Origin of the sequence: Roseburia sp. AM59-24XD (assembly GCF_003478445.1) — a bacterium.
In the GTDB taxonomy this organism is placed as follows: Bacteria; Bacillota; Clostridia; order Lachnospirales; family Lachnospiraceae; genus Jutongia.
On sequence record NZ_QUET01000014.1, the window covers coordinates 38,687 to 63,427 of the forward strand.

At 48.9% G+C, this 24,741-nt stretch carries 24 protein-coding genes; 2 read left to right on the forward strand and 22 right to left on the reverse strand.

Going from position 1 to position 24,741, the window contains the following annotated elements; all coding sequences use genetic code 11:
* Positions 1-33 precede the first annotated feature (33 nt).
* From DXA20_RS08275 to spoIIIAA, 20 genes are all read right to left on the reverse strand, one after another.
* Positions 34-1,776, reverse strand: a complete 1,743-nt coding sequence (locus DXA20_RS08275) for an Ig-like domain-containing protein (protein WP_118560017.1) — start codon at positions 1,774-1,776, stop codon at positions 34-36.
* Complete coding sequence (locus tag DXA20_RS08280; protein WP_118560019.1) at positions 1,698-4,982, reverse strand: Ig-like domain-containing protein; 3,285 nt, start codon at positions 4,980-4,982, stop codon at positions 1,698-1,700. The genes DXA20_RS08275 and DXA20_RS08280 overlap by 79 nt, the downstream gene beginning before the upstream one ends.
* Before the next feature lie 37 nt (positions 4,983-5,019).
* Positions 5,020-5,763, reverse strand: a complete 744-nt coding sequence (locus DXA20_RS08285) for a YebC/PmpR family DNA-binding transcriptional regulator (protein WP_118560021.1) — start codon at positions 5,761-5,763, stop codon at positions 5,020-5,022.
* A 120-nt stretch (positions 5,764-5,883) separates the two neighbouring features.
* Positions 5,884-6,750 (reverse strand): NAD(+)/NADH kinase, encoded by an 867-nt coding sequence (locus DXA20_RS08290; RefSeq protein ID WP_118560023.1) that lies wholly within the window; start codon positions 6,748-6,750, stop codon positions 5,884-5,886.
* A gap of 133 nt (positions 6,751-6,883) precedes the next feature.
* Positions 6,884-7,759: a TlyA family RNA methyltransferase gene (locus DXA20_RS08295; protein WP_118560025.1), complete on the reverse strand. Its 876-nt coding sequence runs from the start codon at positions 7,757-7,759 to the stop codon at positions 6,884-6,886.
* 3 nt (positions 7,760-7,762) lie between these two features.
* Positions 7,763-9,637 carry a 1-deoxy-D-xylulose-5-phosphate synthase gene (dxs, locus tag DXA20_RS08300; RefSeq protein WP_118560027.1) on the reverse strand — a complete coding sequence of 625 codons (1,875 nt, stop codon included), beginning with the start codon at positions 9,635-9,637 and terminating at the stop codon, positions 7,763-7,765.
* 74 nt (positions 9,638-9,711) lie between these two features.
* Entirely contained in the window at positions 9,712-10,611 is a 900-nt protein-coding gene (locus tag DXA20_RS08305; protein ID WP_118560029.1) for a polyprenyl synthetase family protein, read from the reverse strand.
* Positions 10,612-10,674: 63 nt separating this feature from the next.
* Entirely contained in the window at positions 10,675-10,869 is a 195-nt protein-coding gene (gene xseB / locus DXA20_RS08310) for an exodeoxyribonuclease VII small subunit (RefSeq protein WP_022307206.1), read from the reverse strand.
* Between the two features lie 52 nt (positions 10,870-10,921).
* Entirely contained in the window at positions 10,922-12,118 is a 1,197-nt protein-coding gene (gene xseA, locus DXA20_RS08315) for an exodeoxyribonuclease VII large subunit (RefSeq protein WP_118560031.1), read from the reverse strand.
* Positions 12,119-12,120: 2 nt separating this feature from the next.
* Complete coding sequence (gene nusB, locus DXA20_RS08320) at positions 12,121-12,567, reverse strand: transcription antitermination factor NusB (RefSeq protein WP_118560033.1); 447 nt, start codon at positions 12,565-12,567, stop codon at positions 12,121-12,123.
* A 20-nt stretch (positions 12,568-12,587) separates the two neighbouring features.
* Positions 12,588-12,968 (reverse strand): Asp23/Gls24 family envelope stress response protein, encoded by a 381-nt coding sequence (locus tag DXA20_RS08325; protein ID WP_118560035.1) that lies wholly within the window; start codon positions 12,966-12,968, stop codon positions 12,588-12,590.
* A 120-nt stretch (positions 12,969-13,088) separates the two neighbouring features.
* The gene (locus DXA20_RS08330; protein ID WP_118560037.1) at positions 13,089-13,814 is read right to left on the reverse strand and encodes a SpoIIIAH-like family protein; all 726 of its coding nucleotides are present in this window, start codon (positions 13,812-13,814) and stop codon (positions 13,089-13,091) included.
* Positions 13,815-13,863: 49 nt separating this feature from the next.
* Positions 13,864-14,490 (reverse strand): hypothetical protein, encoded by a 627-nt coding sequence (locus tag DXA20_RS08335; protein ID WP_118560039.1) that lies wholly within the window; start codon positions 14,488-14,490, stop codon positions 13,864-13,866.
* Entirely contained in the window at positions 14,466-15,065 is a 600-nt protein-coding gene (locus DXA20_RS08340; protein ID WP_118560041.1) for a stage III sporulation protein AF, read from the reverse strand. The genes DXA20_RS08335 and DXA20_RS08340 overlap by 25 nt, the downstream gene beginning before the upstream one ends.
* 18 nt (positions 15,066-15,083) lie before the next feature.
* Entirely contained in the window at positions 15,084-15,764 is a 681-nt protein-coding gene (locus tag DXA20_RS08345; RefSeq protein ID WP_442969688.1) for a stage III sporulation protein AE, read from the reverse strand.
* On the reverse strand, positions 15,667-16,158 hold the full coding sequence (locus tag DXA20_RS18645) for a stage III sporulation protein AE (RefSeq protein ID WP_118560045.1): 492 nt from the start codon (positions 16,156-16,158) through the stop codon (positions 15,667-15,669). Before DXA20_RS18645 ends, DXA20_RS08345 begins: the two co-directional genes overlap by 98 nt.
* 13 nt (positions 16,159-16,171) lie before the next feature.
* Complete coding sequence (locus DXA20_RS08355; RefSeq protein WP_022307214.1) at positions 16,172-16,561, reverse strand: SpoIIIAC/SpoIIIAD family protein; 390 nt, start codon at positions 16,559-16,561, stop codon at positions 16,172-16,174.
* Positions 16,562-16,583: 22 nt separating this feature from the next.
* On the reverse strand, positions 16,584-16,778 hold the full coding sequence (spoIIIAC, locus tag DXA20_RS08360; RefSeq protein ID WP_022307215.1) for a stage III sporulation protein AC: 195 nt from the start codon (positions 16,776-16,778) through the stop codon (positions 16,584-16,586).
* Positions 16,779-16,796: 18 nt separating this feature from the next.
* A complete protein-coding gene (locus DXA20_RS08365) occupies positions 16,797-17,330 on the reverse strand; it encodes a stage III sporulation protein AB (RefSeq protein ID WP_118560047.1) in 534 nt (177 codons plus the stop codon).
* Positions 17,327-18,304 carry a stage III sporulation protein AA gene (gene spoIIIAA / locus DXA20_RS08370; RefSeq protein ID WP_022307217.1) on the reverse strand — a complete coding sequence of 326 codons (978 nt, stop codon included), beginning with the start codon at positions 18,302-18,304 and terminating at the stop codon, positions 17,327-17,329. The genes DXA20_RS08365 and spoIIIAA overlap by 4 nt, the downstream gene beginning before the upstream one ends.
* A gap of 210 nt (positions 18,305-18,514) precedes the next feature.
* On the opposite strand from spoIIIAA, the gene DXA20_RS08375 reads away from it, so the two are divergent.
* Both DXA20_RS08375 and xylB read left to right on the forward strand, forming a co-directional pair.
* On the forward strand, positions 18,515-20,005 hold the full coding sequence (locus DXA20_RS08375; protein WP_118560049.1) for an L-fucose/L-arabinose isomerase family protein: 1,491 nt from the start codon (positions 18,515-18,517) through the stop codon (positions 20,003-20,005).
* A 172-nt stretch (positions 20,006-20,177) separates the two neighbouring features.
* Entirely contained in the window at positions 20,178-21,719 is a 1,542-nt protein-coding gene (gene xylB / locus DXA20_RS08380; protein WP_118560051.1) for a xylulokinase, read from the forward strand.
* 127 nt (positions 21,720-21,846) lie between these two features.
* Here xylB and DXA20_RS16755 read toward each other — a convergent pair whose 3' ends face one another.
* Positions 21,847-22,944 (reverse strand): hypothetical protein, encoded by a 1,098-nt coding sequence (locus DXA20_RS16755; RefSeq protein WP_243100581.1) that lies wholly within the window; start codon positions 22,942-22,944, stop codon positions 21,847-21,849.
* A gap of 63 nt (positions 22,945-23,007) precedes the next feature.
* A complete protein-coding gene (locus DXA20_RS08390) occupies positions 23,008-24,735 on the reverse strand; it encodes a protein kinase domain-containing protein (RefSeq protein ID WP_158577171.1) in 1,728 nt (575 codons plus the stop codon).
* Between the last annotated feature and the right edge of the window lie 6 nt (positions 24,736-24,741).

Genomic DNA, 24,741 nt, shown 5'->3' on the forward strand with positions numbered 1-24,741 from the left:
TTCTTTTTGTGCAAATTGCAAAAAATTTCTAATTCAATTTAGTAATATTGACACGGCATGCATCTTGCATCCATTGACCGTTGCGTAAATATAGGTCGTTCCGACGCTTCTTCCGACAACCTTGCCGTTGACAACGGTTGCCACCCTCGGATTGGATGAGTACCAGGTTGCCGATTCGGTCGTTCCTTCCACAGACAAGGTTTCTGTATCATACTGCCGCATCGTTAAACTGCTGCGGTTCAGAGAAACGACATTGACCGCTACGGTCGAGGTCACACCTCCATCCGCAAGGATCGTGATCGTACAGTTACCGGTGCCGGTCGCTGTCACGACTCCCGCTCCGGATACCTTTGCCACTCTGCGGTTGTCCGATGCAAAGGAAATATTATCGGAAGAGTTGTTTGGCAGAATCGAATAGGAAAGCTTCGCCGAATCGCCCTGCTTCATCGTCAGCTCCGACTGTGCTACTACGATGCTCGTAGCCGGTACCTTCTCAGTTACCTTAATGACACAGACGGCTTTCTTGTTACTTCCGTCCTTTGCCACTGCCTTGATCTTCGTCTCACCCTCGGCAATACCACGAACGGTGCCGTCACTTTCTACAATAGCAATGCTCGTATCTGCCGAACTCCATTTCACGGAATGAAGCGTTGTATTCTTTGGCTTCATGCTGACATGCAGCTTTCTTGTACCGCCGACATAGCATACGGCATAATCCGGTACGATCTGAATCGATTTCGCCCTCTGGATAACTCTGACGCGGCAGTTTGCCTTTGCCTTCATCCGGTCTCGTGATACGGCTGTGATCACCGTACTTCCGACCTTCTTCGCCTTGATCTTTCCGGACTGGCTGACAGTTGCGATCTTCTTTCTGGAAGTCTTCCAACGCACTGCAGGAGTCCTGGTATTGTTGGACCAGATCGTTACCTTCATGCGGTAAGTCGTTCCGACTCCCATGCGGATACCGGTCTTGCCAAGCTTCACCGTTGTGCGGAGTGTTGCCACCGTCACCTCGCAGGTCGCAGTGACATTATATTTTGTCAGTGTACAGGAAATCGTACATTTGCCCTTTTTCAGTCCGGTTACCTTTCCATTCTGTGTAACCTTTGCAACTGCTTCATTGGAACTCTTCCAGATAGCCGTTCCATCTGCCTCTACCGGTACAATGACCTTGGTGATCGTAAAGCTCTTGCCAACGGCAATCTCTCTGGCGGAAGGCTTCAAGGTAAGTGATACTCCCTCGATAACCGTTACATTACAGTAAACAACGATCTTTCCTTCATCAGACTGACAGATAATCGTAACCGTTCCCTTTTTGACAGCGGTTACAACACCCTTCTCATCGACCGTCGCAACACTCGGATCAGAGGACTGATAAGTAACCTTCTGATTCGTTGCATCTGCCGGAGTAAAGATCGGTGTGATCTGGAAAGTCGATCCGGTCTCTACTTCCTGCTGTGTCGGTGTAATGTTGAAGTTGATCACATTGACATATGCCTTCAGCACAGTAACCTGACAGGTTGCAATAATATTGCCTTCCACCGACTGGCAGATGATCGTTGTCTCTCCGATGGCAATACCTGTTACAAGTCCATTCTCATCAACCGTTGCTATCTTGTCGTCGGCACTCTTGTAAATAACCTTCTGGTTACTTGCATCTGCTGGAGTAAATACCGGAGTAATATAAAAGGTCGAACCTACCCGTACCTCCTGCTCCTTCGGCTCCACAGTAAATCCTTTACCGGAACCGGCGGCTTCACCACGGTAACTGTACATGTCCTCACGATATTACCATCCTCGGACCGTCCGACGATCACTGCAGAGCCCTCACTGATACCATTTACCACACCATTGTCATCCACCGTTGCCACAGCTTCATCCGAGCTGTAATAGTGAATCGTCTTCTCAGTGACGTCCTTCGGATCAAATACCGGAGCGATCGTATAATTGTCACCGACATACAGCTCCTTATGAGCCGGTGTCAGCGTATAATCCTTTAACTTGGTCAGTGCACTCTTCACCGTGATCCGGCAGTAAAGCGGCTTCCATACGGTTCCCGTGATCGGATCGGTATATACTGCTCCGATAGAAACCTCACCCTCTGACAATGCAGTAACAAGACCATTGGAATCAACGGTTGCAACCTTCTCATTAGTCGAAGACCAGCTTAAATTCTGATATGTTGCTGTAACCGGATTAAATACACTTTCAATCTGCAGTGTCTCACCCACATGCATTTCCGTCTCGGAAGGCTTCAATGTGATGTTATTCGCCGGGACATCCTGACTGATAACCTTTACGGCACAGGTGATCGCGCCCGCTATCCCCAGATCCTCCGGAATACAGGTGATCCATGCAACATCCCCTGCCTTCAGACCGGTAATATTACCGTCCTTATCCACGGAAACCACCTGACTGTTCGTGGATGTCCAGGAAACATTTGTATTGACATGATCACTTGGATTAAAGATCAGTGCGTTTTTCAGAGAGATTGTATCTCCCTCCTTGATTTCGTACTCATTCTGCGTGAATGCTACGGATTTCAAACGGTTTCTGACATGAACCTTGATAATCTTAAACACGGTACCGTTGGCAACCGTGATATTTGCATCACCCGGAGCAACTGCCGTGATCGTTCCTCCCTGTACCTTGGCGATCTTCTGATCGTCCGTGTTCCACAGAAGCGTTGTGTCTGTCGCATCACTTGGAACGATCGTGGTTGAAACCGTATACTGGTCTCCGGCGATCATATTGATCTCACTGACATCCGTAATGATATCGGTAACCGGATTCTTCTTGATATTGATACAGCATCTTGCGACTACGTTATACGGGTTAAATACCGGCTCAACGGAGATCCACACGGTATCCTCCTTGAGCAGTGTAACAACACCGTTCTTATCGACAGTTGCCACACTCGGATCACTCGTTGTCCATTTCAGTTCTGTATTGGTTGCATTCTTTGGCAGATAATTTGCTTTCAGGAATACAAAGCCTGCGGATAAGAATGTATCCAGATTCTCGCCCTGCTCGATCGTCAGCGAGGTAATCGCCGCCGTCACCGTAACATGGCAGGTCGCATATGCGTTATTGTCCTTATTGATGACAGTGATCGTTGTAGATCCTGTCTTTGTTCCGGCAGTCAGTTTTGCCTTTGTATTGCCCTGCTGCGGCTCAACCTTAACCATATCTGTATCCGCAGAGATCCAGGTCAGATTCTGCTGTCCGGAAAGTCCGGAATCCAGATACTCAATGCTGCCAACCTCCATCTCCAGCTCCGTATGATCGAGCGGGATCGTTGTTGCAGAATTGGTTACATAGATCTTACAGCTTGCCACATGCGTAACTGCCATATCATCCGTCCAGTACAGACTAACCTTTACCGGACTGTCCGCCGGCGTCTCTTTCTTCGCCGTTACCGTTGCATACTGTGCATTAGAGCTGATGGAAATATAAGTCTCTCTCGGATCGGTTGTCTCCCATCGGAAGGAATCTGCCTCCGCATATTCTCCGGATCCGATAATACCGGTCAGATCTAACTTCGATCCTACTGCCATCGTTGCACTCGCCACATTCAGCGAGAACGTATCCGTGACATTGACCGTGACATTATAGGTCTGCCCCTGCACAACGCCCGGAATCATCTCCGACGGCATCGAGTTACACTTTACCTTAAACTTGGCAGTACCACGCGTACGCCCGGTCAGGATCCATGTCTGGTAATCTACGGAAACCCAGTTACCGGAGTTATCCTCCACCGACAATGTGAAGTTCTTAAGCAGCGTGTCTTTGGAGATATTAAACGCCTCCGCAAGATCATAGCTGCCACCGATATTGACCGTAACATCCTTATCCTCAAACTTACCGCGGACATCCGCATTAAAATACGACGGCAAACATCCCAGGAAGATGCTGGAATCCTGCGCCTCTTTGAAGTTGTTGTATGTTCCTTTTACATAGAACATAACAATATACTGTCCCGCCTTTGCATCCAGACGGAAGGTATTGGTTGCACTGTCATATATCAGATTCGCATCTGCATTTGCATTATACTCGCCCCCGGCAGAAGAATTGACAAGGGTTCTCGTCGTTCCGCTTCTCTTGGCGATAACCCAGGTTACTTTATCAAGCACACCCTCCAGAGGATTAGAATCAAACAATGCCGGTATCCAGACCTTATCATTACGCTCCATGATCACCGTTGATGCGGAGTCGTCGAGTCTTGCTCCGGAAACACTGTCCTTTCGGATCTGCGGGCGGACATAGACATTGATGGAATCATTGTACTCATTCTTGCCGTCATTGTATGTAACAGAAAGCTGTGTCCTTCCGGTTCCTACCGCCATAACAAGACTTTCACCGCCCTGCTCGCTGACACGGATCACATCGTTGTTGCTGCTGGACCATACAGCACTCTGGCTTGTTGCATCACCGAAGATCAGGTTCAGCTTATTGGTATCTTTCTTGGCATTCTTACCAAAATATACGGTTGTACCGTAATCCATTACAATGGATCGTCTGGAATCGTTGGAACGGATCTTCGTCATCTTCGCCGGAGCTCCCGTGGAAAGGAACTCATTGATGGAAAATACGACATCGATCGCAACGTTACGCGTCTCCATGCTGCCATCGGAATGCGTGATCGTACAGGTCAGACCGACCTTACCCATATTCTGAACCGACACACTGACCTGCCGCTGATTGGCTGTTGCCGGCTCGACAGTCAGGATATCCTCATTGGCACTTGTCCATTCACACTTATCTCCCGCAGCATAATCGGACAGACCAAACGTTGCCGTTGCACGACGGAGTTCATAGGTTCCCGTGACCGGGTTACCCTCATCGTCAATGATCTCATAATTGGCAGCCTGAGAGGAACCGTTAAGCTGTCTGCCTGCTATCCCGAGAAAAATGCCGAAAAATAACAACAATACTCCCAGTATCCATATTCCCTTTTTCGCTGTACGGAATCGTTTTGCCATTTCCTTCCCCCGTTCTCTGTAATGGAATCGTAATCAATTACTCATCCCAGTTGTGGTACACATCCTGTACATCATCATCTTCATCGAGCAGATCGAGTGTTCTCTGAAGCTGCTTGATATCGTTCTCATCGGTAAGTGTAACATAGGTTTGTGGCAGCATTGTGACTTCTGCGCTTGCCATTGGGATTTTTTCTGCCTCGATGGCTTCTCTGACAGCGCTAAAATCATCTGGAAGAGTGATGATCTCATAACTGTCATCCTCCTCACTGAAATCCTCTGCGCCGGCATCCAGTGCAAGCATCATCAGATCATCCGCGCTCAATGTAATATCTGCATCCTCTAATTCTTCCTTAGAAAGGATGATCTGTCCCTTCTCATCGAACATATAAGACACGCAGCCCTGTGTTCCAACACTTCCGCTTCCCTTTGTGAACGCATTTCTTACGTTGCTGGCGGTACGGTTTTTGTTGTCGGTCAGAGCCTTCACGATAATAGCGGTACCGCTTGGTCCATATCCCTCATAGGTAACCTCCTCATAATTAACGGATGCGGCATCTCCTGCTGCCTTCTTAATACCTCTTTCAATGGTATCGTTTGGCATATTATTGGCTTTTGCCTTTGCAATCACATCACGAAGACGGCTGTTGTTAGCAGGATCCGGTCCGCCTTCCTTTACGGCAACCGCGATCTCGCGACCGAGAATGGTAAATACTTTGCCTCTCGCTGCATCGTTCTTTTCTTTCTTGTGTTTGATGTTGGCAAATTTTGAATGTCCTGACATAATAAAACTCTCCTTTTATCTTTCTTGGCGGGAATATATCCCGTAACTTATATATTTTATCACCTTTCCCCATATCTGTCTACGAAACATTTTCATGCCTGCAGGCAGCCGGCAAAAGGATCAATTTCCGTTTAATTTATCACGCATCTTCTTGTAGAAGCTGACACCGGACAGCTTGACGATCCTCGTCTGATCCTCCGGCACACAGATATCCAGCCGTTCTCCCGTTGCCAGTCCGCGCACGGTTCTTCCATCGACAACCAAAACGGCGGTATCCTCCTGAAACTCCTTCGTCTGTCCAAGTTCCAGCGTGATCTTATCTCTGGCGGACACCACAAGGCTGCGTTTATTCAGCGAATGGGCACAGATCGGTGTGATCACGGTTGCCTCTGTATCCGGCACCATAACCGGTCCTCCTGCCGACAAATTATATCCGGTTGACCCCGTAGGTGTGGAAATGATCAGACCATCTGCACGATAGATATCGGCTAATTCTTCATTAATATATACTTTTATCGTGATGAGCCTGCAATCGCCCCGCTTGCTGACCACTACATCATTGAGTGCATAGCTTGCTTTTCCTTTGCCCTTCTCTGCCTGCGGGCTGCTCTCACGGAGCATGATCCGGTTCTCGATCATATACTGATCCGCAAACATCATATCCAAGGCCCGTTCCAGATTCTGCTGCTCCACCTCCGTCAGAAACCCCATCGTACCCATATTGATCCCGAGGATCGGCAGACGGCTGTGCACCAGATCGATCGCAGCCTGGATCATCGTCCCGTCTCCTCCGAGTACCAGGACACACTCGGTCTCCTCCGGGATCTTATCTGCGTCTGTATAATGCAGGATTCCCTCCGAGATCACCCGGCGGTTCTCCAGTATATGACACTTGCCGCCCTTTTGCTCAATATATTCCTGAATATATAACGCTTTGCGGTTACTGTCCTCTTTATCCCTGTTTGTGATCACACAAAACCGTTTCATCGCTGTTCTCCATTCTCATACAAATCATTCTACAGTTATCTCCGTTCATTCACAGACAACACTGTGCTTTCCCATGGCACCGGCTGCCATCACTCTGTAACAGCATTCACATACTCCACGGCACCCGCTTTCATTATTCTGTGACAGCATTCACATGCTCCACGGCACCCGCTTCCCTATCGAGCTTTCCATGGGCAGCCGCAACCGTCTCCCTGATGAGCGCCGCGTACTCCTCCTGAAACGCTTCATCGCTGACCGGCTCTTCCGGTGCAGATGCGGTATTATTGATATAAAGGAGATACTCGATATTGCCCTCCGGTCCCTTGATCGGCGAAAAGCTCAGCTCACGTATTGCAAAGCCAATCGAAAGTACATACTGCATGATCTGCTCCAACACCTCTATGTGTACCTTCGGATCACGGACAACGCCCTTTTTGCCGACCTTCTCTCTGCCCGCTTCAAACTGCGGCTTCACAAGGCAGACACCCTGTCCATCCGGTGTCAGTAAAGCCTTAACAGGCTCTAACACCTTCTTCAGCGAGATAAATGCGACATCCACCGAGAAAAATGCGATCGGATCCGCAATGTCCTCCGGTGTTACATAACGAACGTTGGTCTTCTCCATAGAAACAACTCTCTCATCCTGACGAAGCTTCCATGCAAGCTGATTGGTTCCGACATCCACAGCATAAACCTTCACGGCACCGTTCTGAAGCATGCAGTCTGTAAAGCCGCCGGTCGATGATCCCACATCCATGCAGATCTTGTCCTTAAGCGGCACCTGCCAAAGCTCAATCGCCTTCTCCAGCTTATAGCCCCCGCGGCTGACATATTTCATCGGTGTTCCCTTCACCTCGATCAATACGTCCTCCTTAAAGGCAGACCCCGCTTTATCCTCTCTCTGTCCGTTGACAAAGACATTTCCTGTCATAATAATTGCTTTCGCTTTCTCTCTGGACGCTGCCAGATTTCTCTTGACCAAAAGCACATCCAATCGTTCCTTTGCCATATCCTATGCCTTTCTATCCTGCTGCCAGGACAAGATCTTCTTCGTGATCCCCTCCGGATCCAGACCATATTTCTCCTTCAGTTCCCTGACACTGCCATGCTCAATAAACTGATCCGGCAGCGCAATATTCATTACCTTCATCGGCGTTTCTTCATACCATGCGGAAACTGCCTCACCAAAGCCGCCGTTAAAAACGCCCTCCTCCAGAGTAACTACTCTGGAATGCTTCTCCTTTAGCTGTTCTAACACATTCACATCAATTGGCTTAACAAAACGCATATTGATCACGGTCACCTTCTGATCCTGCGCCTTAAGCTTTTCTCTGACCCACATCGCCGTCTCGACCATGCTGCCGACCGCAAGAAGCGCAGTCTCCTGTCCGGAGCAGATCCACTCAGCCTGTCCCATTGCGATTTCCTGCTTATGATCCTGCAGTCCGGTCCACGCCTCTCCCCTCGGATAGCGCACTGCAACCGGTCCGTTCTGCGCAAGTGCAAATAACATCATCTGCTTTAATTCCCAGCCGTTCTTCGGTGCCATCACCGTAAGATTCGGCATACTTCTCAGATACGCGAGATCAAAGATTCCCTGATGTGTCTCTCCGTCACTGCCGACAAGACCTGCCCTGTCAACAGCAAATACAACCGGCATCTTTCCGATGCAGACATCGTGAAGGATCTGATCATAGGCTCTCTGCAGAAATGTCGAATAGATTGCCACAACCGGCTTTAAGCCGCCTGCCGCCATTCCGGCCGCAAACGTGACCGCATGCTCCTCCGCGATCCCGACATCGAAAAACTGCTTCGGATACTTCTCCGCCATCCCCGTCAGACCTGTTCCTGACGGCATTGCTGCGGAAACTGCCACGATATCATTCCTCTCAGCGGCTGTCTCTAACATGGTTTCACTGAAAATATCGGTATACGTCTGAGCCGATTCGACCGTCTTCCGGCTGCTTCCGTCCTTCAGATTAAACGGAGATACTCCATGGAAATACGATGGGTTCTGCTCTGCCGGTCGGTAGCCCTTTCCCTTTCTGGTGCAGACATGAACGATCACCGCTTCCTTCACCTTGGAGGCACTCTCAAACGCTGTTACCATCTGCTGGATATTATGTCCGTCGATCGGTCCGATATAGGTCAGTCCCATATCCTCAAAAAGCATTCCCGGAATCAACACGCGCTTCACCAGGTCTTTAAATCCTCGGATCCGGCTTGTCAGCTTATCGCCGAGATGCGGAAGCTTTGAAAGTGCATTCTCAACCTCTTCCTTAAGCTCCGTATAGTTGCCGTTTGTACGGATCTTGCCAAGGTAGCTCGACATGCCTCCTACATTTTTAGAAATCGACATCTGGTTATCATTCAAAACGATCACCATATTAGATTTCAGACGTGCGGCGTTATTCATCGCCTCAAACGCCATGCCGCCGGACAGCGCACCGTCTCCGATCACTGCAAAGATCTTGCGGTCCTCCCCACGAAGATCTCTCGCCTTTGCCATACCCAGTGCGACACTGATCGAAGTCGAACTGTGTCCGGTGTCGAAAGCGTCACAGTCACTCTCCGACTGCTTCGGAAATCCACTCATTCCTCCAAACTGCCGCAGATGGTCAAAGCCGTCCTTTCTGCCGGTCAGGATCTTATGTGTGTAAGACTGGTGTCCCACATCCCAGACGATCTTATCCTCTGGAAGATTGCAGCAAAGATGAAGTGCCATGGTAAGCTCCACCACACCGAGATTTGATGCAAGATGACCTCCGGTGTGACTGATCTTTTGTACCAGAAAACGTCTGATCTCCTTGGCAAGCGGACGAAGCTCGTCCTTTTCAAGCTCCTTTATATCATTTGGTTTTTCTATCTTGTCCAATATTTCTCCCACAGTGTTCCCTCATTTCTTTGTAATATAACGTATCCTGACAGACCTGTATCAGGAGTTTCTTCGAAGTTCCTGAATTATTTCGTACGGTTGATCAGATATTCGATCAGGTCCTCGAGAAACGGATTGCTTCCCGGAAGCTTCTCAAGAAGCTCAACCGCCTGATGGGAATACCGCTCGACCGCCTGATGCGACTGCTCGATTCCGTAGAGTGTCACATACGTTGTCTTTTCGTTTTTCTCATCACTGTGTACCGGCTTTCCAAGCTCTTCTGTCGTGCTGGTGCAGTCAAGGATATCGTCCTGGATCTGAAATGCCATTCCGACGCTGCGTCCGATCTGTTCCATCTGCTCCAGTGCCGTCTCATCCGCACCGGCTAACGCTGCACCCACCATAAGTGCACTCTCTAAAAGAGCACCTGTCTTAAGCGTATAAATAAACTCGAGCACTTCCTTATCCAAAGGCTGTCCGGTGCGTTCCACATCAACGACCTGACCGCCAACCATGCCATAAACACCCGCCTTGCGGGCAAAGATCTGCATTGCCTTTGCTGCCGACATCGGGTCACTGATATGGTCAAAGCACTGTGATGCCGTCTCAAATGCATAATTGAGCAAGGCGTCTCCGGCAAGGATTCCCATATCCTCTCCGTATACGACATGCGTCGTCTTTCTTCCTCTTCGATAGTCATCATTGTCCATCGCAGGAAGATCATCATGAACCAGCGAATAGGTATGTACCATCTCGATCGCTGCCATAAACGGCTCGATCACCTTCATATCCTCACCGCCAAAAAGCCGGTAGGCTTCCCTCATCAGGATCGGACGGATCCTCTTGCCGCCCGCCATCAGACTGTATTCCATCGCATCAAATATCGTCTTCTGGAGTCCCTCCCGGTTCGGAAGATACCCGGTCAGTATCTTCTCTGCCTCCTGCTGTCTTTCCTTAAATTCTTTTTCAAATTTTTCTTTATTCATGATAAAACCATGCCTTCCCGCAACCCGCCGTTTCCGCAGCCGCTGTATTTGCAAATTCTTCTGTTATTCTTCTCCGTTTTCCAATACGATCAGCTTCTTCTCAACGCGGTCGATTGAATTGCTGCAGTTTTTGATAAGCTTCATGCCTTCCTCGTACTTCTTGAAGGAATCCTCCAGCGTCATATCTCCCTTTTCCAGCTCCGCAATGATCGTCTCAAGCTGTTCAAAGGATTCCTCTAATATGATCTTTTTTGCCATAATACACTACTATTCCTTTCTCAGCCCGCCAACGTTCCGCCGCAGGCCTGCCCTACTCTCTGATCTCGTCCACCGTGACATCTGCCTGTCCATCCGCAAAGGTCAACGTCAGATGCTGTCCCTTCTCAAGACTCTGAACGGAATCAATATGATTGCCCGCCTCGTCTGCTGTATAGGTGTATCCGCTCTGCAGCTTCTGAAGAGGCGATAATCCCTTCATCTCCTCCGCATACAGTGCCAGCCTGTGCTTTGCATCGGTGAGCCGTTTCTCCATCAGCCTCTGCAGACGCTCCTGGCTGTCCGCAAGAACAAGACGCTTCTGCCGCAGGATATCCTCCGGACTCACATGCTGCAAAAGCACCATATATTTCTGTAATTCAAGCTTACGCACTTTCAGGATCTGATGCATCGCCTGCCTCAGATCATTCCGGTACTCTCTGAGACCGATCTCCATCTCCCGCCACGAATATACCGCAAGCTCGGCTGCCGCGGATGGTGTCGGTGCCCGCAGATCCGCTGCATAGTCCGAGATCGTGGTATCCGTCTCATGACCAACCGCGGAAATGATCGGCTTCGTACAGTCTGCGATCACCCTGGCCAGCACTTCATCATTAAAGCACCACAGGTCTTCCACAGAGCCTCCGCCACGCCCTATAATGATCGTATCTACAACGGTCTGTTCAAAATAATGGATGCCTTCGATCACCGTCTGTGCGGCACCCTCTCCCTGTACCTTTGCCGGATAGAGATAAAGCTGCACATAGGGATTGCGGCGGTATGTCACATTACAGATATCCTGTATCACCGCTCCGGTCTCTGCCGTGACAACACCGATCTTTGAGGCGTACCTCGGGATTGGTTTTTTCCTTTGTTCGTCAAAAAGCCCCTCTGCTAAGAGGCGCTTTTTAAGTTTCTCGTATTCTTCATATAATCGGCCTACACCATCCTGAGCAATGCTGCGGGCATAGAGCTGATATCTGCCGTCTCTCTCAAAGACGCTGATCTGTCCGGTCACGATCACACTCTGACCATCCTCCAATGTAAAGTCAAGTCCCTTACGCTGAGAGGAAAACATCACGCAGGAAATTGCCGCTCCGGCATCCTTCAGCGTGAAATAAATATGACCGGAATAATGATACTTGCAGCCGGATATCTCTCCCTTCACCTGAATCCCGGACAATGTATAGTCCTGCTTAAACAGGTTGGCAATATACCGGTTGATCTGAGACACTGTCACTGCCCTGCTCATGTCTACTCCTCCGTGCAGTCTCTGACAACAGAGCCAAGAACTCCGTTGACATATGATGGTGACTTATCCGTTCCGAAACGCTTGGCAAGCTCTACAGCCTCATTGACTGCGACTCCTGCCGGCACATCCTCATCGTACAGGATCTCGTAAATCGCCAGACGAAGTGCTGTGACATCAGCCTTTGCCAGACGCTTTAAAGACCAGCCGTTTGACTTCTCCTCGATCTTCTTGTCAATCTCCTCCTGATGCTCTGCTACCGCATAAAACTTCTGCTTCAGCTCTGCACGCACCTTTTCAAGACCTTCCTCGGACTCTCCCTTTGCTGACTCAGAGTGGCTGCCAAGTCCTTCCAGAAATGTATCAACCTGGCTGTCTAACTCCTCTGCCGGATAAAAATCCAGTACAAACAGCATTTGGAATAAATGTTCTCTGACCTTTTTTCTTGTCATGTTCTCTACCCTTACCTTTATTAGTTTTCTTCGAGCTTAACTCCGGCGATGCGGACATTCACCTCGGAAACAGATAATCCGGTCATATTCTCGATCTGCTGGCTGACTCTCTCCTGAACCTGCTCAGACACCTCCGGGATACTGTAACCATAATTAACGACAACCATCATATCCACACGAACAATGCCGCCCTCCATCAGGATCTTTACTCCCTTGGAAAGATTCTTCATACCCAGTTTGCCGATCAGTTCGTTTGTGATATTTCCAGCCATGGAATACACGCCATCTATCTCTGTGGCTGCCAGTGCTGCGATCGCTGCAACAACGTCCGATGCGATCCTAACCTCGCCCAGCTCTTTTTTCTTCGTAATATATTCTCTCGAAGTCTGCTCCTTTGACACGACACACTACCTCCTTTGTTCTTTTTATAAAATGTTGCCAATTATTCTAGTTTATTATACCAAATCTCATCATATTTGCAAGCAGACTTCACGATTTCGCGATACCGCCGTGTTACGATTTCATTTCACTGCTACCGGTGTGATCACAATATTGTCCGCGGATATTTTCGTCTTGCGCGTAACAATATCGGTGATCTGCGCCAACTGCTGCTGTGTCAGTTCTCCTGCGTTCACGATCACATCTGCACTCCCCTTCTCAATGCTGACAACAGAATCCGTAAAGCCCTTCGCCTCCAGCATAAGCTCTGCCGCACTTTCTAACTGTGCGTCCTTTGTAAGCTGTGCCACCTGATCGATCGCGCTTTTCTTATCCTTTGATGCGATCTTATCATTATTGATGATCGTCATCAGCGTTTCCTTATTCTTCGCGCGGCTCTGCTCTCTGGACAACTTTGCGGAAGAAAAATAATCTGCGCCCAGCGAATTGGAAACCATGACTGCTTCGCCCGGATTTTCCTCGGACGCGGATTTTAATTCGCCGCTGTCAGCCACCGTATAATCTCCTCCGTCCTCCTGGGCAGAAATATCAAGTGTCGTATCCGCAGAGGTTTTCTTACTTTCCTTCTTCTGACCGGTCATTTCCTCCTGTGCCGCCGCATCCGCATTCTCCCGGACAGCATCCGCATTTTCTTGTGGCGCCGCTGTTTCCTTTCCGCTCAGAGACATCACGCTTTTCCATCCGTTCTTGTCAATCTCCTGTCCGGTAAAATTCAAATACCCCGCCACAGCGATCAGCACCGCAAGCGCCGTAATGATCCATTGATTTTTCCGTGCAAACTTCTTCATAACAATCCTCCATTCCTTTCTTTGACGATAGAGAAACACCTGTTAAGGACTACCTCATTTTCATTACTTTAATCTTATGTGATTCTATAGGAAATAATGCCTCTACTGCTGCAATAATTTCAGAATCCATTGCTCCGCTTCCTGCCCCCTGTGCCACGACAAGAACGCCCTCGATCTGCGGGGATGCAATCTGTATGACATAGGGTTGTTTACCTTCCTCCCCCACTAATACCGGCTCCGTCTTCGTGCTGCTCTCACTTTGCGTCCGGCTGCCGCCGGTGCTGTCCGATTCGTTGGTGCTGCTGTTACTGGAATCCTCCTGCTTGAGGGTGCGTTTTTCCTCCGAGGAAGCGATCGTTACCATCACGTCAACATCACCGATCCCCTTGACCTTCGACAATACCTTTTCCAGCTCCCGTTCCTGCTTTCCGGCATATTCCTCCATCGCCGAAACCGCCGTTTCCTGCACGGTGCTCTGTGACTGCTTTTTGTCTGTCCCTTTTTGCGTACTGTCCTTTTTTTCGGACAGGTTTCCTGTTGGCAGCGACAGAAACAAAAGAAAGACTCCCGCCAGAAAAAGAATGATGAGCTTTGACACATCCGGCTCCTTTTTTCCTCCCTGCTGCTTTTCCTGACGGCGCAGGCTCTCTATTAATTTTTTCCACTTTTTCTCCATACAATCACCTTCTTTCCCGGAAGCTCATATTTTTCACAGATTGTCTGTTTCAGCTTTCTTGTCCCGGAATCCGTTTCCCCGCTCTGACTGCCTCCGTCGATCACAATATCCTCCACATGGATCGATTTTTCGTCCCCCTTTGCCGTGGTCTGCACGGCATTTTCCGGAAGGATCATCGTAACCTTTTTCAGCTTCAGCATTCCATCACTGTCCTTTTTCAGGGACACAGAAGCCTGAACATTCTCCTCCCCCTGCTGTCCGGCAATCTGTGTCAATTGCCGCTCCAGCTCTTTGCGGCACTCGTCAAGCATCACATTTTCCATATTCCCCTGTGCCAGTGCCGTCTCCTGCTTCAACTGATCCAATTCTCCCTGAAACAACTGCTCCTGCAGATATTTTCCGATCATATCCGTGTCCGAAATATTGGACAGTACCGGACTGATGCATAAAACGATCAGTATCATTCCTCCGACAAACCGGAAAATCCCCCGGAAGCTTTCGCTGGACACAAGTCCCTGTAAAATATTGATCATGATCACATATACCAGAATATTCCGGATCATCTGCTGCAGCATTGTTACCGCCTTTCTATGTTATGTAGTGAATGCACTGATCATCGCGATCGATGAAATAAATAGCAGTGCCCCGACACCAACTGTATATATGTACAGATCCACCGCCCGAACAGCTCCGGAAAGTCCACGGATCAGCCTTTTGTCCGACACCGGCTGCACCACTGCCGCCGCAATCTGAAAAAGAACCCGGCTCACGATCATCTGCAATAACGGCACCGCACAAAGGAAAAACACGGCAATCACACCTGCCACACCCACGGCATTTTTGACGAGCTTACCGGCACACAAAACGGTCTGCAAAACATTCCCCACCGAATTGCCTACACCCGGTATCGAGCTTGACAACCGCACCATCGTCATGTTTTTGACCTCGGCACTCACCGGAATGATCAGCCCCTGTATGACATTCATCCCCATCATCAGGCCAAACACCGCCTTCACGCCGAAGCGGACGCCGTCCCGGATCAGATCTGCCATCTTGGAAAACATGTCCTCCCCCGAAAGCTGGTTGACAACCTGCAGGAAAAAGTAAAGATGGACTGCCGGCAGGGCAAGTCCCGCCAAAAGCCAGTTGACCACCATGATCATCGCAAGCGCGAACTCATAATACGCCCCTGCTGCAACGCCCCCCTGCGTGAAGGACAGACTGATAAAAAAAGCCGGGATCAATACCTTCACAAACGCAAGCAGGTTCTCCATCGTCTGCCCGGCAAGCTGCGCGATCTGCAGAAACGAAGTTGCCAGGATTGAAAAAAATAACAGATATACAATATAAAAAAGCGGTTCCCGCCACCTCCTTGCCGTGAAGCACCTTGGAGAAGTTTGAAAACACCGCTCCCACCAGCGCCACAGCGATCAGCGAAACAAACATTTTGCGGTCACTACTAAAGGAGGAAAGCACAATTTTCCGGAACGAATGCAGTAAATCCACCACCGTGTCCGCTTTTCCATTCCGAATCATGCTTTGTACCATGTCCGCAAAGCCGAAGCTTTCTTCTCCCAGAAGCTGATCCATCATCTGCTGTATCTGGTCATACGACAGCTCATTCGCCAGACTGTCATAGAGCCCGGCACCTTCCTTAGTTCCACTCACCTCATCACCTCCCTCACAGACCGGACGGCACAAACCGGATCAGCACCTCAAAAAGCGCTGCCAACACCGGAATGCTGACCGCCAGAAGCATCAGTTTCCCATAAAATTCGATCTGTCCCGCCACGGCACTGTAACCGGCATCCCGGCACAGATTCGCTCCAAGCTCCGCCATATATGTCACAGCGATCATCTTGAACAGAACCTTCATATATATACTTCCACCGCCAAGATACTTTTGCAGAGACTTAAGATACCGGAGCAGCTCGCCGATCCGTCCCAACGCCAGAAAGCTGATCAACAGACACGCTGTCAGGATCAGAAGCATGCCAAATTCTGCTTTGTCCTTTTTGAGCGGGATTGCCAAAAACACCGCCATGATGCCGATCATAATAATCTTTTCCATTGTGCCTCTCCATTCTGTCCGGCTACAAGGTAAACAGCTCCTGTATCGACCGGAACAACTCCAATATATAAGGGATCACCCACAAAAGCACCAGGATCAGTCCGGACAGACTGACAAGAAATGCCTGCTCCTCTCTGCCCGCATGCTTGAGCACCTGTCCCAGAACAGAAACAAGAATTCCGACTGCTGCGATCCGAAATATCAAATTTATACTCATCCATCTTCTCCTCTCACTCTACAAGAGTAGTATCGCAGTGAATATCCCTCCTGTGATCCCCACCAGCCGATATACCTTCGCCTGCGACTGATACTCTGTCTCGGCATCCTGTATACTCCTTCCCAGCCTGTCCTGCAGCACATGTAACGTCTGAAGCTGTGTCTGCCGGTCAAGCGTCCCCAGATGCATTCCGATCTCTCTCCAAAGCATGACGTCCTCTCTGTCCAGCATGCCTGCCGTTTTATCTGCCATGATCCCGTTTTCCCACAGCTCCTGCAGGCTCACATCCTCCGCCCGCAAAAGTCCTTCATACATATTCCCGAAAAATCCCCGGAAATAGCATGTCTTTCCGGAAAGCTTCTGAAAGATCTCCACCATATCTACCGCCGCATACTCCACTTCCCCATACAGAAGGATCAGCACCTGCGCAAGCTCCCGCAGGATCTCGATCCTTCTTTTTCGTTTGCCGGCAAGCCAAAGACCAAAACCGCTGCCTCCGGCAAACACCATTGCGCCTCCAGTCATTTTCAGGATCATCCGCAGCAGATTCATGCCTCTCCTCCTTCCTGCACATCCCCACACGGATGTGCCAGATACGTCCCACGCTCATCGAAAATAGCATCTACCCTGCCGATCTGACTGGCAGACAAAAGCACATACCGCTGAAATACCTTCTCCTGTACCAGCCTGCCAAGAATCGGTTTTTTGCGGATCTCCTCCATGCTTTTTCCATGCACGGTTGCTAATATCTTCACACCGCAGTTCATCACATATTCCAGTGCCTCCACATCCTCCTTTGATCCAATCTCATCCACTGCGATCACGTTGGGCGACATGGAACGCACCAGCATCATCATTCCTTCCTTTTTGGGGCAGCAGTCGAGAATGTCCGTACGATAGCCCAGATCATTCTGCGGTGTCCCCTGATAACAGGCTCCGAGCTCCGATCGCTCATCGACCACGCCCACATTCATGCCATGCCTTTTCGCACTGCCGTTCGACAGCTGTCGTATCAAATCACGCAGCAGCGTTGTCTTCCCACAGCGCGGCGGTGATATGATAAGCGTATGATAAATGCTCTCCCCGTTGATCAGATACGGAAGTACTCTGTCCCCGCACCCTAACAGCTGGTGTGCCAGCCGGATATTGATAAATGATATGTAACGCAGATTCTTCACCTGATCCTTTTCCAACACAATTTTCCCCGCCACGCCGACGCGATGACCGCCCTGTATCGTGATAAATCCCTGCTTGAGTTCTTCCTCAAAGGCATACATCGAATAATTGCTGATGCGCTCCATCGTCTCCTTCACATCCTGCCGCTCTGCCATGACCGGTGCCTCCGGATCCGTGGTCAGACAGCCGCTGCGGCCGACAAAATATTCTTTTCCATGATATACCACCATAAGCGGCGCATCTGCCCGGATGCGTATTTCCTGAAGAAGCCGGTAATCAATGTCCAGCTTTTCCATGTAACGGCGCAGATCCTTTGCCAGCACACGAAGTACCTGATCTCTCTGTCCCATATCTCATCCTCCATTCTTTTTCAATATATGTATGGGACAGGCAGATATTCCAAAATGTTTGCAGAATGTTTGCAAAACTTTGATTGCAAATAGTGATAAAATGTAATAAAATAAAACTATGTGAGGTGAAAAAAAACCTCAAGAAGGAACATTGCCGAAAGCAATGTTATTCACGATTTATATACAAGAAAAGAAAGGATGATAACAACAATGGAAAACATGCCAAAAATGAAAATCGGTATTGTTGCAGTGAGCAGGGACTGTTTCCCGGAGTCGCTCTCTGTAACAAGAAGAGAAAACCTTGTAAAAGCATACGCTGCTAAATATGACGCAGAGGACATTTATGAGTGTCCGATCTGTATCGTAGAGAGTGAGATCCACATGGTTCAGGCTCTTGAGGACATCAAGAAAGCCGGCTGTAACGCTCTCTGTGTATACCTTGGTAACTTCGGTCCTGAGATCGCTGAGACACTTCTTGCAAAGCACTTCGATGGTCCTAAGATGTTCGTAGCTGCTGCTGAGGAGACTTCCGCAAACGGCGGACTGATCCAGGGCAGAGGTGATGCATACTGTGGTATGCTCAACGCAAGCTACAATTTAAAGCTTCGTAACGTAAAGGCTTACATCCCTGATTATCCGGTTGGAACTGCAGAGGAATGTGCTGATATGATCCATGAGTTCCTTCCAATCGCAAAGGCTGTATATGCTCTTAACAACCTGAAGATCATCAGCTTTGGTCCACGTCCACTGAACTTCCTTGCATGTAATGCACCGATCAAACAGCTTTACAACCTCGGCGTAGAGATCGAGGAGAACTCTGAGCTTGACCTGTTCGAGGCATTCAACAAGCATGCAGATGATCCACGTATCCCTGATGTTGTTAAGGATATGGAGGAAGAGCTTGGTGCCGGCAACAAGAAGCCGGAGATCTTAAACAAGCTTGCACAGTACGAGATCACTCTTCTTGACTGGATCGAGGAGCACAGAGGATATCGTAAGTTCGTTGCACTGGCAGGAAAGTGCTGGCCGGCATTCCAGACACAGTTCGGATGCGTACCTTGCTACGTTAACAGCCGTCTTACCAAGAGAGGCATTCCTGTATCCTGTGAGGTAGATATCTACGGAGCACTCAGCGAGTTCATCGGTACCGTTGTCAGCGATGATACTGTTACACTGCTTGATATCAACAATACCGTTCCTGCAGACATCTACAACGAGGAGATCAAGGGCAAGTTCGATTATACACAGAAGGATATCTTCATGGGCTTCCACTGTGGAAATACAGCATCTACAAAGCTTTCCTTCTGCGAGATGAAGAACCAGATGATCATGGCTCGTTCTCTTCCGGTAGAGGTAACAAACGGTACTCTCGAGGGAGATATCGTTCCTGGCGATATCACATTCTTCCGTCTGCAGAGCACTGCCGATGCAAAGCTTCGTGCTTACATTGCGAACGGAGAGGTTCTCCCTGTTGCAACACGTTCCTTCGGTGCGATCGGTATTTTCGCGATCAACGAGATGGGTCGTTTCTACCGTCACGTACTGATCGAGAAGAACTTCCCTCATCATGGTGCTGTTGCTTTCGGTCACTTCGGAAAGCAGCTCTATGAGGTATTCAAATACATCGGTGTTGATGTAGAGGAGATCGGCTACAATCAGCCAAAGGGTGTTCTGTACAAGACAGAGAATCCATTCTCATAAGAACAACCGGATTAAACTGACACTTAAGAAGCTGACAGGATCATCTCTGCCGCTTCTATATGCCAGAGCGGCGGCACGATGCCGCCGCTCTTTTCTATGAAACGGATATGAACCATTGGGACATTATTCCTAAGTTCATTTTCATCACTTACAGTAAGAAAGGATATTATCTATGAATTATTTAATTGGTATTGATTTAGGTACTTCCTCTACCAAGACAGTTCTCTTTGATGAGGAAGGTACCGTGATCGCCTCTGCCGGCAAGGATTATCCACTCTACACTCCAAACAACGGATGGGCAGAGCAGAAGCCGGAAGACTGGCGTGACGCTGCACTGGAGACAATCGCAAAGGTTGTCAAAGATTCCGGCGTAGCCGCTGACGACATCAAGGGTCTTGGTATTTCCGGACAGATGCACGGACTTGTTATGCTTGACGAGGCCGGTGAGGTTATCCGTCCTTCCATTATCTGGTGCGATCAGCGTACCGAGAAGGAATGCGAGGAGATCACCGAGAAGGTTGGTGCAAAGCGTCTGATCGAGATCACAGCAAACCCTGCTCTGACCGGCTTCACCGCATCCAAGATTCTCTGGGTTCGCAATCATGAGCCTGAGAATTATGCAAAATGTAAGCACATCCTCCTTCCAAAGGATTATGTCCGCTACATTCTGACCGGCGAGTTCGCAACAGAGGTTTCCGATGCTTCCGGTATGCAGCTTCTTGACGTACCAAAGCGTCAGTGGTCTGATGAGGTTCTCGAAAAGCTCGACATTGACAAGAACCTTTTGGCAAAGGTATATGAGTCTCCTGAGGTAACAGGTACCATCCTTCCGGAGATCGCAGCAAAGACAGGTCTTTCTACTTCTACAGTTGTAGTCGGCGGTGCCGGCGATAATGCCGCTGCAGCAGTTGGAACAGGCGTTGTTGAGGATGGCAAGGCATTTACCACGATCGGTACCAGCGGCGTTGTATTTGCACATTCCAGCGATATCTCCATCGATCCAAAGGGACGTGTACATACCTTCTGTTGCGCAGTTCCGGGTGCATGGCATGTTATGGGTGTTACCCAGGCAGCCGGATATTCTCTGGCATGGTTCCAGGACAACATCGGAACAGAGTATGCACGCAAGGCAAAGGAGCAGGGCTGTGGTGCATTTGATCTGATCAATGCAGACGTATTAAAGACACCGATCGGTGCGAACCGTCTGATCTATCTCCCATATCTGAATGGCGAGCGTACTCCGCATCTGGATGCAAACTGCCGTGGTGTATTCTTCGGTCTTTCCAGCATGCACACAACTGCTGACATGGCTCGTGCCGTTATGGAGGGTATCAGCTACTCTCTGACCGACTGTAACGATATCATCCGCGAGATGGGTATCAACGTTACCGAGATGATGGCATGTGGCGGTGGCGCCAAGAACGGCGTACAGCGTCAGATGATGGCAGATATGTTCGGCTGTGACGTTAAGACCGTAACCGCTACCGAAGGACCTGCACTTGGTGTTGCAATCCTTGCCGGTGTCGGTGCAGGTATCTATGACAGCGTTGAGGCAGCATGCCGCAAGATGATCCATACGGATCCTGAGAAGGAATGTCATCCGGACGCAGCTGCTACCAAGGAGTACGACAAGTTCCATCAGCTTTACAAGAAGCTGTACGATGATCTGAGGATGATTATCAGACACTTGCTACTCTGTAATAATAAAGCCTGATAAACCAAAGGGTTCTGTGTGAATGAAGCTTCATTCACACAGAACCCTTTTTCTTTCCTGTTCATTCACAAAAAATGTTTTATCCTCAACGCTTTGAGCATCCTGCAAGACCGGTATTTTCTGCCGTCTAAAATTTCCCGTATCTTTCCCGGTAATCCTCGTATAAGGTTCGAAGACTCTTGTCGTCATCGCCCTCCTCCTCGAGTATCCCCTCTTCCTCCATTTGATAGAAATATGTAATAATCTCCTCACAGCGCTTAAGTATTTCCGGATTCTGCGTGACCTCCTTCATGCTGTATGCATTGTCCAGAGACAGCATTGGATTTGCATTCTCATGATTGTGAAACAAATAGATCATAATGCATTCGTAACGATTTCTGACGTCCAGAGGACGCATCTGTGCCAACTCCAGAAGCTGATTGATCTCTGCCAGTGTCATTGTCATTCCTATTCCAAAATCAATCAGCATATTCCGTTCCGGTAAAATTCCATGACGCTTTAACTTTGAGTACGCCACCTCAAAGCCCTGTGGCTTCTCAAATCTTCTGGCTAACTGATGAAGACTCTGCGCTTCCTCTCCCTCATACCGTGCACCTCCACGCATTTTAATGTAATTTTCCATATAGTCAATGAGCTTTGAATGTGTTCCCCGGAAAATATCCATATGCTCTGTCATAAATGCATCAAATTCCCACTCATCCGCAATCAAGAGAAGCTTCTCATGCATCACTCCGGTAGTCACCCTGTCACGATACTCCTGATCAAAGCTATGCCCCTGACACATCGCTTCATACCTTTCCCGGTAATGCACTAATGCCGGATACGAATACGCCTCATCCCCGGGATGCTCCTTTCTCTGCCGGATCACATAAATACAGATTGCATCATAGACATCCTTTGCGTACAATGACGCATAGCCACCATAATCCTGCAGAAGCCGATTCAACTGCTCTTCATTCATATCCAGTCCGAAGCCAAGTTTAATAAAATGCTCTCTGCTTCGCGGAAGCACACCGTCCACACACCAGCTCCGGATTGTGTTTTTGCTGAAGCCACAGCGTTTTCCAAACTTTTCATAAGAAAGCTCCAGATCAAACAACTGCTCCTGCATAAATTCCTTCCAGTTTCTCTGCTTTGATTCATAATAATGCAAAAAATCCAGAAGCTCTTCATCCCTGCTACAGCGATTTAATTCCTCCATTAATATTTTCGAAATCTCTGTCATGACATCTTCCATCCTTTATCTCTATCCACACTCCGCTCACTGTTTCTTTTGCCACATGCACCTCTACATCGGTGGCACCACTTTATTTTGTCCGTTTCGGGATCCTCTGATCGTCTTTGTACTATTATTCAACTCTGACTGTCCTGCCGCTGGATTACTGCCCTTACTCACGATCACCGTAATCTTTGTGTTCTTTTTGACACGGCGTCCAGCCTTCACCGACTGCTCCACTACAAGCCCCTCCGGTACGGTTTCATGATACTCCTTCATGACACAGATCCGAAGCTTTGCCTTTTTAAGCAATCGGCGTGCCTCCTGCTCCGCCTCGCCCCGGACGACCGGAACACGACAATATTTTCTTCCCCGGCTGACGTAAATTGTCAGCTTCCCGAGAGATCCAGCCTCCCACTCCGTCCCCGGCGCAATGCTCTGAGACAGAATTTCTCCCTTCTTTACAGTTGAGCTGTATTTTCTTTTCCAGATAATTTCTAGAGAGGAGTCTGCGAGCTGCTGCAGTGCACCAGCCGCTTCCTTTCGTTTCATCCCCTCCACTCGGATCATCCGGTATGTTTTGGACTTAGATTTGATCGTTTCTACCGGCTTCTCCTTCCGGATATCCTCCAACTTTCCCGCGACTGATGTTTTCGATGATCTCATATATATTCCAGCCAGAACGATACCAACCATACAAAGTCCTGCCAAAAATATCCCTGCCATCCATTTCCATCGATGTGCCTTTTCTTCTACAGCTTCTTCAGTTGTCCCATTTTGTGGACACTCATATAAATCGCGGTATAATTCCTCCATGGATGCCGTCCTTTTCTGAATCTTCAATACCATCCCATGGCTGACTGCCCTCTCCAGCTCCGGTGTCACATCTTCATTCCATACAGACAACGGCGTCAGCGAATCCTCCCCGGTCTCTAACAAACTGCACACTCTTCCCTGTGACGACTGTGCTGCTTTTCCGGCGATCAGGTAATAGAGAGTTGCACATACCGCATACACATCTGTCCATGGTCCCTGCTGCTTAAGCGCCTTGCTGCGTTCCCCCTCCCCCGGCTTGCGGTATCTTTGCTCCGGCGGCGAAAATTCCGTCTTCATAATCGTGGTAAACTGCGTACTATCCTGACTTCTCGCCGCTCCAAAGTCCAGAAGCTTCACCTCAAGATCATTGCATAGCATAATATTATCCGGGCTGATATCTCTATGCAACAGTCCCATTTTATGGACTTCCTGCATAGACCGTATCACCGGCTTCATTAGCTCCAGTGCCTCCTTGGGATCAAGCTGTTGATTCCGATGTTCATCTCTGTACTGCTTCAACGTCACACCCTCCAGCAGTTCCATGATCAGATAGGATGTATCATTCTCATTTTCAATGATATTTTCGATATGTACAATTCCCGGGCAGGAAGAAAGAGAATACAGAATTCTGGCTTCTTTTACAAAATTATCCCGCTCCCTGCTTACCAGATCACTCTGCTTTCGAACCGATACGCTGTAAGACTTGGTCGTGTCCCGCTCTACAAACTCCGACGGATAATATTCTTTGACTGCTACCTTGTGCTCAAGGGCATTATCCCATCCTATGTAGGTAATTCCAAATCCGCCCTGACTAAGCTTTCTGCCAATCAGATATCTTCCGTTTAACAGAGTCGTTCCCGGCGGCAGACATTGTCCGCCCGCAATATATTTCTTCTCCTCAAATCCACACCAAGGACAAATCTCCTGATGTTTCTCTTCTTCAAGAATCCTCATACAATTATAACAACGCTTCTGTCCGTTCATGCTGCC